The organism is [Empedobacter] haloabium, from assembly GCA_008011715.2.
GTDB lineage: Bacteria > Pseudomonadota > Gammaproteobacteria > Burkholderiales > Burkholderiaceae_D > Rugamonas > Rugamonas haloabia.
In genome coordinates, this window is sequence record CP136508.1 from 202,889 (window position 1) to 217,051 (window position 14,163).

Annotated in this window: 11 protein-coding genes; 9 read left to right on the forward strand and 2 right to left on the reverse strand. The window is 67.4% G+C overall.

What is annotated here, in order from left to right; all coding sequences use genetic code 11:
- Window positions 1-3: 3 nt before the first annotated feature.
- From holA to E7V67_000910, 9 genes are all read left to right on the forward strand, one after another.
- Window positions 4-1,020 (forward strand): DNA polymerase III subunit delta, encoded by a 1,017-nt coding sequence (holA, locus tag E7V67_000870; protein WUR13689.1) that lies wholly within the window; start codon window positions 4-6, stop codon window positions 1,018-1,020.
- Window positions 1,021-1,034: 14 nt separating this feature from the next.
- Complete coding sequence (locus E7V67_000875; protein WUR13690.1) at window positions 1,035-2,312, forward strand: glutamate-5-semialdehyde dehydrogenase; 1,278 nt, start codon at window positions 1,035-1,037, stop codon at window positions 2,310-2,312.
- A 9-nt stretch (window positions 2,313-2,321) separates the two neighbouring features.
- Window positions 2,322-2,750, forward strand: coding sequence for a CopD family protein (locus E7V67_000880; GenBank protein ID WUR13691.1), 429 nt, complete (start codon window positions 2,322-2,324; stop codon window positions 2,748-2,750).
- Window positions 2,751-2,760: 10 nt separating this feature from the next.
- A complete protein-coding gene (locus tag E7V67_000885) occupies window positions 2,761-3,363 on the forward strand; it encodes a 2-hydroxychromene-2-carboxylate isomerase (protein WUR13692.1) in 603 nt (200 codons plus the stop codon).
- Window positions 3,364-3,509: 146 nt separating this feature from the next.
- The gene (locus E7V67_000890; protein ID WUR16201.1) at window positions 3,510-4,700 is read left to right on the forward strand and encodes a class I SAM-dependent RNA methyltransferase; all 1,191 of its coding nucleotides are present in this window, start codon (window positions 3,510-3,512) and stop codon (window positions 4,698-4,700) included.
- 139 nt (window positions 4,701-4,839) lie between these two features.
- Complete coding sequence (locus E7V67_000895; protein ID WUR16202.1) at window positions 4,840-6,054, forward strand: multidrug effflux MFS transporter; 1,215 nt, start codon at window positions 4,840-4,842, stop codon at window positions 6,052-6,054.
- 198 nt (window positions 6,055-6,252) lie between these two features.
- A complete protein-coding gene (locus E7V67_000900) occupies window positions 6,253-8,391 on the forward strand; it encodes an HDOD domain-containing protein (protein WUR13693.1) in 2,139 nt (712 codons plus the stop codon).
- Window positions 8,392-8,405: 14 nt separating this feature from the next.
- Window positions 8,406-10,628, forward strand: coding sequence for an EAL domain-containing protein (locus E7V67_000905; protein WUR13694.1), 2,223 nt, complete (start codon window positions 8,406-8,408; stop codon window positions 10,626-10,628).
- Entirely contained in the window at window positions 10,625-12,175 is a 1,551-nt protein-coding gene (locus tag E7V67_000910) for a tetratricopeptide repeat protein (protein WUR13695.1), read from the forward strand. The genes E7V67_000905 and E7V67_000910 overlap by 4 nt, the downstream gene beginning before the upstream one ends.
- A gap of 1 nt (window position 12,176) precedes the next feature.
- Here E7V67_000910 and E7V67_000915 read toward each other — a convergent pair whose 3' ends face one another.
- Complete coding sequence (locus E7V67_000915; GenBank protein WUR13696.1) at window positions 12,177-12,851, reverse strand: ABC transporter ATP-binding protein; 675 nt, start codon at window positions 12,849-12,851, stop codon at window positions 12,177-12,179.
- 24 nt (window positions 12,852-12,875) lie between these two features.
- Window positions 12,876-14,153, reverse strand: a complete 1,278-nt coding sequence (locus E7V67_000920) for an efflux RND transporter periplasmic adaptor subunit (protein ID WUR13697.1) — start codon at window positions 14,151-14,153, stop codon at window positions 12,876-12,878.
- Between the last annotated feature and the right edge of the window lie 10 nt (window positions 14,154-14,163).

Sequence of the window (14,163 nt, forward strand, 5' to 3'; positions counted from 1 at the left end):
ACCATGCAACTGCGCCCTGATGCGCTGGACGGCCACCTGGCCAAACCCCTGGCGCCGCTGTACGTGATCACCAGCGACGAGCACCTGCTCGCGCTGGAAGCGGCCGACAAGATCCGCCGCGCCGCGCGCGCCCAGGGTTACTCCGAGCGCGACGTGCTGACGGTCGAGCGCAGCTTCAAGTGGGGCGAGCTGCTGGCTGCCAACCAGGCGCTGTCCCTGTTCGGCGACAAGAAGCTGATCGAGCTGCGCATCCCGACCGGCAAGCCCGGCAAGGACGGCGGCGCGGCGCTGCAGGCCTACGCCAAGGACCTCAGCCCGGACAACCTCACCTTGATCACGCTGCCCAAGCTGGACTGGCAGACGGCCAAGGCGGCCTGGGTGACGGCGCTGCAGCAGGCGGCCGTGTATATCGAGATTCCCAACGTCGAGCGCGCGCAGCTGCCCAACTGGATCTCGCAGCGCCTGGCGCTGCAGAACCAGAGCGCGGACCGGCAAAGCCTGGACTTCATCGCCGACCGCGTCGAAGGCAACCTGCTGGCGGCGCACCAGGAAATCCAGAAACTGGGCCTGCTGCACGAGCCGGGCAAGCTGACCTACGAGCAGGTGCACGACGCCGTGCTGAACGTGGCGCGCTACGACGTGTTCAAGCTGTCCGAAGCGATGCTGGCAGGCGATCCGGCCCGGCTGGTGCGCATGCTGGAAGGGCTGAAGGGCGAGGGCGAGGCGCTGCCGCTGGTGCTTTGGGCGGTGTCGGAGGAAATCCGCACGCTGCTAAAATTGAAGGCAGGGATGGCGCAGGGCCGGCCGCTGGGCGCCCTGCTGAAGGAATACCGCATCTGGGGGCCGCGCGAGCGCATGATGGAGCCGGCGCTGCGGCGCGTGTCGCTGGCCACGCTGGAAGGCGCGCTGCGCGAGGCCGCCCAGGTCGACAAGATGGTCAAGGGGTTGCGCGGCAAGACGTTCGCCGGCGACCAGTGGGACGCCATGCTGCAACTGGCGCTGAAGGTGGCAAAAGCTTAGTGATGGATACAGTGATGGATACCGCGATTTCGGACTACATGGAACAACTGGGCCGGCGCGCCCGCGCCGCCTCGCGCGCGATGGCCCGGGCCGACACGGCCACGCGCAACCGCGCCCTGGCCTTGATCGCCGCCGCGATCGAACGCGAGGCGCCGGCGCTGCGCGCGGCCAACGCGCAGGATATGGAAGCGGCACGCGCCAATGGCCTGGCGCCGGCGATGCTGGACCGCCTGGCGCTGTCCGACAAGGCGATTGCCACGATGGTCGAGGGTCTGCGCCAGATCGTCGCACTGCCCGACCCGGTGGGCGAGATCTCGAACCTGAAGGTGCGCCCGACCGGCATCCAGGTCGGCCAGATGCGCGTGCCGCTGGGCGTGATCGGCATCATCTATGAAGCGCGCCCGAACGTGACGGTGGACGCGGCCGGCCTGTGCATCAAGAGCGGCAACGCGACGATCCTGCGCGGCGGCTCGGAAGCGATCCACTGCAATCGCGCGCTGGCGCGCATCGTCAAGGCTGGGCTGGAAGAAGCTGGCTTGCCGGCCGATGGCGTGCAGGTGGTCGACACAACCGACCGTGCCGCCGTGGGCGCCTTGATCACGATGCCGCAATACGTGGACGTGATCGTGCCGCGCGGCGGCAAGGGCCTGATCGCGCGCCTGATGGCCGAAGCCACGGTACCGATGATCAAGCACCTCGATGGCATCTGCCACGTCTATATCGACGCCAAGGCCGACCTGCAAAAGGCCCTGGACATCGGCTTCAACGCCAAGTGCCACCGCTACGGCACCTGCAACACGATGGAGACGCTGCTGGTCGAGCGCAGCATCGCGCCGACGGTGCTGCCGCAACTGGCGCAGCGCTACCTGGCCGAGTCGGTCGAGCTGCGCGCGGATGCCGAGAGCCACGCGATCCTGGCCGGCGCCGGCTACCCGCACCTGGCCCAGGCCACCGAAGAGGACTGGGCCACCGAGTACCTCGCGCCGATCCTGGCGGTGAAGATCGTCGATGGCATCGACGCGGCGATGGACCACATCAACACCTGGTCGTCGAAGCACACCGAGGCCATCGTCACGGAGGACTACAGCGCGGCGATGCGCTTCCTGCGCGAAGTCGATTCCGCCTCCGTGATGGTGAACGCGTCGACGCGTTTCGCCGACGGCTTCGAGTACGGCCTGGGCGCCGAGATCGGCATCTCGAACGACAAGCTGCACGCGCGCGGCCCGGTGGGCCTGGAAGGCCTGACATCGCTGAAGTACGTCGTGTTCGGTCACGGCGAAACTCGTCAATAAAGGAACCCCATGCTCTGGATCAAAGCGCTGCACATCGTCTTCGTCACATCGTGGTTCGCCGGCCTGTTCTACCTGCCGCGCATTTTTGTGAACCTGGCCATGGAAACGCCGGGATCGACGACGGAACGGCTGCTGCTGATGGCGCGCAAGCTGTACCGCTTCACGACGATGCTGGCCGTGCCGGCCGTCGTGTTCGGCCTGATCCTGGCGTGGATGCAGTACAGCGGTCCGGAAGGGATGAAGCTGCCGGGCTGGCTGCATGCGAAGCTGCTGTTCGTCGTGCTGGTGCTGGGTTATCACCACGCCTGCGGCTCGCTGCTGAAGAAATTCGAGCGCGGCGCCAACCGGCGCGGCCACGTGTTCTACCGGTATTTCAACGAGGTGCCCGTGCTGCTGCTGCTGGTGATCGTCATCCTCGTCGTCGTCAAGCCGTTCTGACGGGAGCGCCATGAGCAAGAGCTGCCAGTACTATTTCGCACCGCATTCGCCCTGGGCCTACCTGGGTCATGAACGTTTCGTCGCGCTGTGCCGCCGGCATGGCGTGGCGATCGACTTGCGTCCGCTCGACCTGGGCAAGGTGTTCGCCACCTCGGGTGGCCTGCCGCTGGCCAAGCGCGCCCCGCAACGCCAGGCCTACCGCCTGACGGAACTGACGCGCTGGTCGGCTTACCTGGGCGTGCCGTTGAACCCGCAGCCGACGTACTTTCCGGTGTCGCCGGACGCGGCGGCGAAACTGATCGTCGCCGCCCGGCTGGGCCATGGCGTCGAGCAGGCGCTGGCACTGGCCGGCGCGATCATGCGCGGCCTGTGGGCCGAGGACCGCAATATCGGCGACGACGCCACCTTGATCGCCATCGCCAACGACGGCGGCTTCGATGGCGCGCAGCTGCTGAAGTCGTCGCAGACGGCCAGCGTGCAGGCCGAGTACGACCGCAACACCGATGAGGGCATGGCCGCCAGCGTATTCGGCTCGCCCTGGTACGTGTACGAGGGTGAAAGCTTCTGGGGCCAGGACCGGCTGGACTTCCTCGAGCGGACGATGGCTCGCTAAACATTGCTCGGAAAATGGGGACAGACCCCATTTTCTAAGCAACATTGCCGGAAAAATGGGGTCTGTCCCCATTTTAGGTGCAACATTTTTCACAACGGATAAAGGGTACCCCCATGACTTCCTATTTCTGCCCATGCCCACGCGGCATGGAAGCCGCGCTGGCCGAGGAGCTGGCCGAGATCGCGCAAACCACCGCCAGCCCTACGCTGAAGGTGCACAACCAGGTGCCGGGCGGCGTGCACTGCTCCGGTGACCTGTACGACGCTTACCGCATCAACCTGCACTCGCGCATCGCCTCGCGCGTGCTGATGCGCATGGGCGTGTGCCATTACCAGAACGAGAACGACATCTACGACCTGGTGCTGGCGCAGCCGTGGGAAGAGTGGTTCGGCATCGACCATACGATCCGCGTCGACGTCACCGCCATCAAGTCGCCGTTGAAGAGCATCGAATTCACGACGCTGAAGATCAAGGACGCCGTGTGCGACCGTTTCCGCGACATGTACGGCAAGCGCCCGTCGGTCGACACGCGCGAGCCGGACATGCGCATCGCCGGCTTCCTCGACCAGCGCCAGTTCATCGTCTATCTGGACACCTCGGGCGAGGCGCTGTTCAAGCGCGGCTGGCGCACCGAGACGGGCGACGCGCCCCTGCGCGAGAACCTGGCCGCGGGCCTGCTGCGCGTGGCCGGCTGGAAGCCCGGCATCCCGCTGTTCGACCCGATGTGCGGCTCCGGCACGATCCTGTGCGAGGCCGCGCAGATGGTGCAGGGCGTGCCGCCTGGCGCGCGCCGCCGCTTCGCCTTCGAGAAGTTCCATGACTTCGACCCGGCCCCTTGGCAGGAGATGAAGGCGGCAATCAAACCGAACCCGCTGCCGACCGAACCCACGATCTTCGGCTCCGACATCTCCGGCGACATGGTCGCAATGACGCGCCACAACCTGAAGAATGCCGGTATCCTGTTCGACGTACCGCTCAAGCAGATCGAGGCACAACAGGTGCAGGCGCCGACGGCGCAACCGGGCATCCTGCTGACCAATCCGCCATACGGCGAGCGGATCGGCGTGCGCGGCGACAGCACCTTGCCGGAAGACGACCTGGCGAAATCGTTCTACGCCGATTTCAGCAAGACCTTGAAGCAGCGCTTCGCCGGCTGGACGGCCTACCTGTTCACGGCCGACCTGGGCCTGCCCAAGCTGCTGCGCTTGAAGGAATCGCGCAAGACGCCGTTCTTCAACGGCGCGCTGGAGTGCCGGCTGTTCCGCTTCGACATGGTGGCGGGCTTCAACCGCCGCGAGGAAGCGCTGCCGAAGGAAGGGCCGCAGCAGGGCGATTGACCCGGTGCGGCAGCCGGCGTGACGCTAGTCGCGGGACGCCGGATTCGATTGATTAACGATAGAGCGCATGCTGCCAGACACCACTTCCGACATCCCGCCCGATCCCGTGCCGCCGGTGCCGCCGCGCACCAAGCCTCATATGCGGCCGCTGGGCCGCGGCGCCCTGGCGATCGTGCTGGCATGTCTGTCGATGCTGGGGCCTTTTTCCATCGATGCCTACCTGCCCGCCTTCCCCAACATCCAGGCATCGCTGGGCGCATCGAGCCTGGAGGTACAGCAAAGCCTGACGGCCTACATGCTGTCGTTCGCGGCGATGGTGCTGTGGCACGGCGCGCTGTCGGACGCGTTCGGCCGCCGCAACGTCATCCTGGTTTCCCTGGTGCTGTTCGCCATCGGCACGGTCGGCTGCGCCGCCGCGCACAGCGTGCACTACCTGTGGTTCTTCCGTGTGCTGCAGGGCGTGTCGGCGGGAGCCGGCGTCGTCGTCGGCCGCGCCATCATCCGCGACCTGTACCACGATGCCGAGGCGGCCCGGCTGCTGTCGCTGGTGACGATGATCTTCTCGATCGCGCCCGCGGTGGCGCCGATCATGGGCGGTGTCATCGTCAAGTACACCGACTGGCGCACGATTTTCCTGACGCTGTTCGCGTTTGCCGTCGGCCTGTTCGTCGTCTGCTGGCGGCGTCTGCCGGAGACGCTGCCGCTGCACAAGCGCCAGCCGTTCAACCCGCGCTTCCTGGTCCACAATTACCGCGAGATCCTGGGCTCGCCGCTGTTTCACCTGAAGTCGGGCGTTGTCGCGCTCAACTTCGCCGGCCTGTTCGTCTACATCACGGCCGCACCCGTCATGCTGCCCACCCAGCTCCATCTGGGCCCCGACCAGTTCGGGTGGCTGTTCATTCCGGCGGTGAGCGGCATCTTCACCGGCGCGCTGGCGGCGAACCGCATCGCCGGCAAGATGACGTTCTCGCGCCAGATCGGCATCGGCTTCTGCTTCCTGCTGGCGGCCGCCGGCTGCAACGTGCTGTATCACCTGTTCATGCCGCCGTCGGTTCCGTGGAGCCTGGTGCCGCTGTTCTTCTATACCTTCGGCATGTCCGTCGTCGCGCCGGCCGCCACCCTGCTGGCGCTGGACCTGTTCCCGCACATCCGTGGCACCGTCGCGTCGTGCCAATCGTTCGAGACGACGCTGGTCGGCGCCATCGTCGCCGGCGTCGTCGCGCCGGCCCTGGCCGGCTCGGTACTGTGGCTCGCCACAGGCCAACTGGTCGCCACGTCGGCCGCATTGATATTGTGGCTGGTGGCGCGCGGCTACCGCCAGCGGCTGTCGCTCGATACCGTCAAACAACAGTGAGCCCGGATTGGGAAAAAAATTTCGCCAAGAAATTTGCCTTCCCGCTAAGGACAGGTATATTTATGCTACCATGAATGTTTAGTTGCTTCGTGTAAATACTTTGGCAACAAAGATTCGCACTTCAACAAGCAGGGTGGCATGCCGCAGCAGGGCAGGACCGCCTTTTTCTCGAAGACGTCCGCTGGCGCCAGTGAAACGATGCATCAACCAGACCACGATATCCGCAATCGGCTGCTGATCGCCCGGCTGCCGGCCATGCCGCAGATCCTGATCAAGCTGATCGAATTGCTGCAGACCGACGATGCCGGCATGCCGGAGCTCGCGGACCTGATCGCCAAGGATGCGGGCATGACGGGCAAGATCCTGGCCGTCGCCAACAGTTCCGCCTACCAGCGCGGCAACCGCAGCGTGGGCCTGGAGCAGTCGCTCGTCTCGCTGGGCACGGACATGATCAAGACGCTCGTCATCAGCGAGTCCGTGTTCCAGACCTTTAACAGCTTCCCGCACTCGGGCGGTACCGACCTGCGCGCGTTCTGGAAGCACGCGCTGGGCGCGGCCGTGGTGGCACGCGACGCCGCGCGCCTGATGGAGTACCCGCACGTCGAGGAAGCCTACCTGGCGGGCCTGCTGCACAACGTGGGCCGCCTGGCCCTGCTGGCCACCGCGCCGCGCGAATACGCCACCAACTTCCTCGCGCGCGACGACGCCGACCTGTGCGCCATCGAGCAGCGCACCTTGCAGATCACCCACACGGAAGCCGGCGCCTGGCTGATCGAGCGCTGGAACCTGGACTCCTTCCTGGCCGACAGCGTGCTGTATCACCACGAGCCGGTCGCGCGGCTGGAGTCGGCCCATCCCTTGATCCGCATCGTGCGCCTGGCCCATCTGCTGGTCCACCATGCCGACCAGCCGGAGCTGGCCGCCGAGGCGGCCGCCCTGTGCGGCATCGGCGAGCAGGCGCTGGACGGCATCATGCAGGCCGCCGCGCGCCAGGTGCGCCAGTCGGCCGACTACCTCGGCATCGACCTGACGGGGGCCGACGAGATCGTGGCGCCGCCGGCCACCATGCCACCGCCGGCCGATCCGGTGCAGCAGCGCCTGCAGGAAGAGGTGCGCAACATGATGCTGGTGTCCGAGATGGGCCAGTCGATCGCGCGCCAGCAGGGCGAGACCAATATGCTGGAAGCGATGACACGCTCGGCGCGCGTGCTGTTCGATTTCGGCACGGCCGTGATCCTGCTGGAGAACCCCACCGGCCAGGCCCTGGTGGGCGTGGCGGCGGGCGAACACCAGCAGCGCCTGGCGCAATTCGCCATCGCGCTGGACCGGCCGGGCATCATCGCCAGCGCCGCCGCCGAACGTCGTGTGATGCTGGCCACGCGCGGTGCCCAGCCGCTTGGCATCGCCGAGGAGCAGCTGTTCCGCATCCTGGGCACCGAATCGATCGCCTGCGTGCCGCTGCTGGCCGGCCAGCGCTGCCTCGGCGTGCTGATCGGCGGCGTGGATGCGTGGCGTCTGCCGGACCTGCACAAGCGCGAACGCTTCCTGCAGGCGTTCGGCAACCAGGCGGCCAGCGCGCTGGAGACGGCGTTGTCCGAGCGCGGCCACGCCAGGCGCCAGATCGCCCACGTGGCGGACGAGTACCGCGACGCCACCCGCCGCGTGCTGCACGAGGTGAACAACCCGCTGTCGATCATCAAGAACTACCTGTCGGTGCTGGACGCGAAACTGGCACGGCGCGAGCCGGTGGTCTCCGAGATGTCGATCCTGAACGAGGAAATCGACCGCGTGGGCCAGCTGATCGGCGGCCTGGCCGACCTGCAGCCGAGCGACGCGGGCCGCGTGACCAATATCGCCCGCGTCGTCGACGACGTGCTGCGCCTGTTCCGCGCCACCGATTTCCTGCCCGCCTCGGTGCAGGTGCTGGTGCGCATGCTGGACGAGCCGAACGAGGTGGCCGGCGACGCCGACCTGCTCAAGCAGATCCTCGTCAACCTGGTCAAGAACTCGGTCGAGGCGATGCCGCAGGGCGGCCGCATCGAGATCGCCAATCGCGGCCACGTCAACCGCGAGCGGCGGCTGTACGTGGAGCTGGTCGTCAGCGATTCCGGCCCCGGCCTGGCGCCGGACGTGCTGGCCAACCTGTTCGGCGCCGTGCAGAGCCGCAAGGAAGGCAAGCACCATGGCCTTGGCCTGTCGATCGTGCATGGCCTGGTGCGCAAGCTCGATGGCCTGATCACGTGCCGCAGCGGCAAGGGCGGCACCAGCTTTGAAATTCTCCTGCCCGCGCGCACCGACAAGGTCGGCGCCGGCGTTCCTGCGCGTTTGACGGATTGAAGTGTAAGGCAAAGATGAACGAGCATATTCCAGGTAACGACCACCACGGCGCCACGCCACCGGACTTCTTCCCGCGCCTTTTGCTGGTGGACGACGAACCGCGCCTGCTGTCGTCGCTGTACGAACTGCTGCGCGACCGCCAGTACCACCTGGTGACGGCGACCTGCGGCAGCGAGGCGCTGGCCCAGCTGAACCGCCTGCAGTTCGACCTGGTGCTGCTGGACCTGCGACTGCCGGACATGAGCGGCCACGAGATCATGGACTACATCAACGCGCGCGGCATCGACTGCGACGTGATCGTCATGAGTGGCGACGTCGGCATCGAAGCCGCCATCGGCGCGTTGAAGCGCGGCGCCTACGACTACCTGCGCAAGCCGTACAGCCGCGAGGAGCTGCTGAAGACGGTGGAGAACGCGCTGCAGAAGCGCCGCCTGGCCGTCGACAACCAGAGCATCGCCCAGCGCCTGGAGAACTCCGAGCGCATGTACCGCTACCTGGTGGACAGCTCGCCGGACATCATCTACACGCTGAACCACGAAGGCCACTTCACGTTCATCAACGACCGCGCCTACCAGCTCCTGGGCTATACGCGCGAGGAACTGATCGGCAAGCACTACTCGATCGTCGTGCACGACGAGGACTTGGAGCGCGCCAAATACGTGTTCAGCGACCGCCGGCTGGACGACCGCGCCTCGCGCAGCGTCGAGCTGCGCCTGAAGTGCAACACGGGCAACGGCAGCGCCGAGCGCACCTTCAGCAACACGCTGATGGCGATCTCGCTGAACGCCCTGGGCATGCACATTCCCGATGGGGAGGGTGGCCGCAAGCCGGGCCTGCCCGGCATCTACGGGGTGGCGCGCGACATCACGGACCGTAAGCGCGCCGAGGAGATGATCTCCTACCAGGCCTACCACGACATCCTGACCGACCTGCCCAACCGCATGCTGTTCAAGGACCGCCTGGGGCTGGCCGTGATCCAGGCCAAGCGCAAGCAGACCGAGCTTGCCGTGATGTTCGTCGACCTGGACCGCTTCAAGCTGGTCAACGACACCCTGGGCCACGTCAAGGGCGACGAGCTGCTGCAGCAGGCCGCGCTGCGCCTGAAGGAATGCCTGCGCAAGGGCGATACGCTGGCGCGCCAGGGCGGCGACGAGTTCACCATCGTGCTGCCGGAGCTGCGCGACCGCGCCGACGCCAAGGCGGTGGCGGACAAGTTCCTCGAATGCCTGCAAAAGCCGTTCGACCTGGACGGCCACGTCGTCCACATCTCGGCCTCGATCGGCATCGCCATCTACCCGAACGACGGCGAGACGATCGACGAGCTGCTGCGCCATGCGGACATCGCCATGTACCAGGTCAAGGCGCTGGGCAAGAACGGCCACGCCTTCTACCACGACTCGATGTTGGACGTGTCGCACCAGAAGATCGCGCTGGAGCAGGCACTGCGCCTGGCGCTGGAAAACAACGAGCTGGAGATGTACTACCAGCCGCAGATCGACATGGCGACTGGCCGTATCATCGGCGCCGAAGGCTTGATGCGCTGGAACCATCCGCAGCGCGGCCTGCTCTCGGCCGGCGAGTTCCTGCCGTTCGCCGAGGAGAACGGCCTGATGCTGCCGATCTCGGACTGGATGCTGGGCGCGCTGTGCCGCGACCTGCTGCTGTGGAACGAGGCCGGTGGTGACACGATCCGCCTGTCGCTCAACCTTTCGCCGCAGTACCTGGACCGGGGCGATTTTTTCGAGAAGATGCGCGGCGCGCTGACGCGCTATGGCATCTCGCCGGCGCAGATCGAGGTGGAGATCACGGAAAACATCTGCATCCGCAATCCGCACTATGCGATCGAGCAACTCAATAAACTGTGCCAGCTCGGCGTGTCGGTCGCCATCGACGATTTCGGCACCGGCTATTCGTCGCTGGCCTACCTGCACCGCTTCCCGATCCACACGATCAAGATCGACCAGAGCTTCGTCAAGGAGATCCATGACGAGAACGGCCACTACCCGGTGATTCTCGCCATCATCTCGATCGCGCGCGGCCTCGGGCTGCACCTGGTGGCCGAGGGCGTCGAGACGGAAGTGCAGGCGCGCTACCTGCAGGCCAACGGTTGCACCACGATGCAGGGCTACCTGTACTACCGGCCCATGTCGCTGACGTCGTTCATCCACGTGTTGCACGCGCAGGACCAGAGCCGCGTGCCGGACGAGCCGGCGCCCCTGCTCGCCATCCAGGCATGAAGGCCTGCACGCCCGCCACCGAGTTCTTGCGGATCAAGACCCTGGCCGAACAGGGCGTGCCGCAGGCCCAGCACAGCCTGGGCTTCATGTACTTCAACGGCGACGGCGTGCCGCAAAGCCACGAGCTGGCGATGGCCTGGTATCGCCAGGCCGCCAACGCCGGGCTGGCGCATGCCCAGTACAACCTGGGCGTGATGTACCAGAAGGGGCAGGGCGTCGAAGCGGATTTCGCGGAGGCGGCGCGCTGGTACCGGCTGGCGGCGGAGCAGGGCTACGCGGCGGCCCAGTACAACCTGGGCTGGCTGTACGCCAAGGGCCATGGCCTGCCGCAGGACACGGAGCAGGCGCGCCACTGGTTCGGCGAGGCGGCCGAGCAGGGCGATCCCGGCGCGCAGAACAACCTGGGCATGATGTACGAGACGGGCAAGGGCGTGCCGCAGGATGCCGCGCTGGCCGTGCACTGGTACCGCAAGGCGGCCGTGCAGGGTTATGCCCGCGCGCAGTTCAACCTGGCGCTGCGCTTCGACAAGGGCGACGGCGTCGAGCAGGACAGCGCCCAGGCCATCGACTGGCTGCGCCAGGCGGCCGCGCAGGGGCACGCGCCGGCCCAGTTCAACCTGGCACTGCGCCATGACAAGGGCGACGGTGTGCCGCAGGACAGCGTGCAGGCCATTCGCTGGTATCGCGCGGCGGCGGAGCAGGGCCACGTCAGCTCACAGTTCAACCTCGGCCTCATCTACGACAATGGTCACGGCGTGCCGCGCGACGAGCGCGAGGCGCTGGAATGGTACCTGCGCGCGGCCGCGCAAGGCCATGCGGCGGCCCAGAACAACGTGGGCCAGCGCCACGAGCATGGCCAGGGCGTGCCGCGCGATCCTGCGGCGGCGGCCGAGTGGTATCGCAAGGCGGCGTTGCAGGGCTTCCCCTCCGCGCAATACAACCTGGGCCTGTTGTACGACAGCGGCAACGGCGTGGCGCGCGACGAGCGCATCGCCATCGACTGGTACCGCCAGGCCGCCGAGCAGGGCCACCTGCGCGCCCGCTTCGAGCTGGCGCTGCGCTACGAGACGGGCCGCGGCGTGGCGCAGGACCTGCGCGCCGCGCTGGCGTGGTACCAGCGCGCGGCCGAACAGGATTACGCACCGGCGCAATACAACCTGGGCCTGCTGCACGACCGCGACGATGGTCCCGCCCCCAGCGTGGAGCTGGCCAACGGCTGGTACCGCAAGGCGGCCGAGCAGGGCCACGCGCTGGCCCAGTTCACGCTGGCGCTGCGTCATGACAATGGCCAGGGCGTGCCGCGCGATTTCACCCAGGCGTTCGCCTGGTATCGCAAGGCGGCCCAGCAGGGTCACGCGCGCGCCCAGTTGAACGTGGGCCTGATGTACTTCGCCGGCCAGGGCACGGCGCCGGACATGGCGCAGGCCAGCCATTGGTTCATGCTGGCCGAACGCAATGGCGAGGCGGCCGCGGGCCGTTACCTGCGCGAGGCCAACGCCCGGCAGGGGGGCGCGCTGGTGCCGTTGGCGGGCGCGCCGGTCGCCTGAATCAATTCAACGGTCCCGGCTGGATGCGGCCGTCGTGCAGCCGCACGGTGCGGCGCGCCCGCGCCGCGTGTTCCGGCGAGTGCGTCACCATCACGATCGTCGTGCCCTCGGCATTGATGCGGTCCAGGATCTGCATGACTTCCTCGCCGTGCGCCGAGTCCAGGTTCCCGGTCGGTTCGTCCGCCAGCAGCAGGCTCGGTTCGGCCACCAGCGCGCGCGCGATCGCCACGCGTTGCTGCTGGCCGCCGGAGAGCTGGGACGGCCGGTGGTTGCGCCGATGCAGCACGCCCAGCTTGTCCAGCACGGCCTCGATGCGCTGGCGTCGCTCGTGCAACGGTTTGCCCGAGTACTTCAGCGCCAGCTCGATATTCTCGTAGACGGTCAGCTCGTCGATCAGGTTGAAGTTCTGGAAAATGAAGCCGACGCCGCCGCGGCGCATGGCGTTCAGCTGCGCTTCCGGCAGGCCGGCCACGTTGCTGCCCTTGAACCAGTACTCGCCCGCATCGGGCACGTCGAGAAAACCCAGCAGGCTCAGTAAGGTGGACTTGCCGCAGCCCGAGGGCCCGGTGATGGCGACGAAGTCGCCTTTTTCGATCGACAGGTCGATGTCGCACAGCGCGGTCGTCAGCACCTCGTCGGTGGCGTAGACCTTGCTCAGGCGGGACAATCTGATCATATGCGCTCCTGCAAAAATGAGAGTTCAGTGCTCGAGCCGCAGCCGTTCGGCCTGGCCGTACGGCGCATACGCGGACACGATGACGCGCTCGCCCGCGGCCAGCCCGCCCAGCACTTCGACCTGGCTGGCATTGCGGCGGCCCGTCTGCACGGCGCGGCGACTGGCCACGCGGCCGTCGGCCGCCAATGCGTACACCCACGCGCCGCCGCTGTCGTTCAGGTAGGCCCCGGCGGGCAGCACGAGAGCCTGCCGTGGCTCGCCCAACGTCAGGCGTACGTCCACGCTCATGCCCGGCTGCAGTGCGGGCGGCTGGCGCTCGAACAGCAGCTCGGCGCCGAAGCGGCGCTCCTTGACCTGGCGGTAGACGCGGCTGACCACCACCGGGTAGTCGCGCCCATCGATCGTCGCCACGCCGCGCCGGCCCGGCGCCACCCGGTTCAGGTAGTACTCGTCGATCTGCGCCATCAGCTTGAACTGGGCGTCGTCGATGCGGCCCACGCGCTGGTCGGCCCGTACCGCCTGGCCCACCTGCAGGTCGAAGTCGGCCAGGCGGCCGCTGGCCGGCGCGCGCATCGCCAGGCCGTCGATCGTCGCGTGGGCCAGCTGCATGCCCGATTCGAGCCGGCGGATGGCGCCGGCCATCGTGTTCATCGCCTGTGCGCGCACGGCGAATTCCGAGGTGCCGCCGCGCTGCTGCGTGCGCAATTTCTGGCGCGCCTGTTCCAGCTTGTCGGCCGATTCGTCCAGGGCGACCGCCGAGATGAAGCCCCTGGCGGCCAGTTCGCGGTTGCGCCGGTACAGCTTGTCGGCCTGGGTCACGTCGAAGCGCAGGTCGTCGACCCGGTCGTCGTGCTGGTTGCGCGCCACCTGGAACGTCACCTGCAGGTTGGCCAGGTTGGATAACTGCTGCGCCTGTTCCGACTCGCGCTGCAGCAGCTCCATGCGGCGCTGCGCATTCGACAGCCGGAACAGCAGGTCGCCCTTGCGCACCTGGGCGCCGTCGCGTACGTAGACTTCCTCCACGCGGCCGCTTTCGACGGCATCGAGCAGCACCTGGTTCAGCGCCTCGGCGTTGGCGCGCACGACCACGTCGTCCGTCAACACGCCACGCTGCACGGTCGCCACGCGCACGCTGTCGGCCGCCACGCGCATGCCGCGTGGTGCCAGGCTCCAACCCAGCGCCAGCAACAGGGCGCAGGCGGCGGCCGCAGCACCCCAGGGGCGCCAGCGGTGGTGCGGGCGCGCCCGCGGCACATCCATGCCGGCGCCGGTAATGTCGATGGATTCGCGCGGTGCGTTCATGGCGTGCTCC

What these genes read in the sequence shown, in the direction of transcription:
- holA (WUR13689.1), top strand. Translation starts at nt 4, where the DNA reads ATGCAACTGCGCCCTGATGCGCTGGACGGCCACCTGGCCAAACCCCTG.
- E7V67_000875 (WUR13690.1), top strand. Translation starts at nt 1,035, where the DNA reads ATGGATACCGCGATTTCGGACTACATGGAACAACTGGGCCGGCGCGCC.
- E7V67_000880 (WUR13691.1), top strand. Translation starts at nt 2,322, where the DNA reads ATGCTCTGGATCAAAGCGCTGCACATCGTCTTCGTCACATCGTGGTTC.
- E7V67_000885 (WUR13692.1), top strand. Translation starts at nt 2,761, where the DNA reads ATGAGCAAGAGCTGCCAGTACTATTTCGCACCGCATTCGCCCTGGGCC.
- E7V67_000890 (WUR16201.1), top strand. Translation starts at nt 3,510, where the DNA reads ATGGAAGCCGCGCTGGCCGAGGAGCTGGCCGAGATCGCGCAAACCACC.
- E7V67_000895 (WUR16202.1), top strand. Translation starts at nt 4,840, where the DNA reads ATGCGGCCGCTGGGCCGCGGCGCCCTGGCGATCGTGCTGGCATGTCTG.
- E7V67_000900 (WUR13693.1), top strand. Translation starts at nt 6,253, where the DNA reads ATGCATCAACCAGACCACGATATCCGCAATCGGCTGCTGATCGCCCGG.
- E7V67_000905 (WUR13694.1), top strand. Translation starts at nt 8,406, where the DNA reads ATGAACGAGCATATTCCAGGTAACGACCACCACGGCGCCACGCCACCG.
- E7V67_000910 (WUR13695.1), top strand. Translation starts at nt 10,625, where the DNA reads ATGAAGGCCTGCACGCCCGCCACCGAGTTCTTGCGGATCAAGACCCTG.
- E7V67_000915 (WUR13696.1), bottom strand. Translation starts at nt 12,851, where the DNA reads ATGATCAGATTGTCCCGCCTGAGCAAGGTCTACGCCACCGACGAGGTG.
- E7V67_000920 (WUR13697.1), bottom strand. Translation starts at nt 14,153, where the DNA reads ATGAACGCACCGCGCGAATCCATCGACATTACCGGCGCCGGCATGGAT.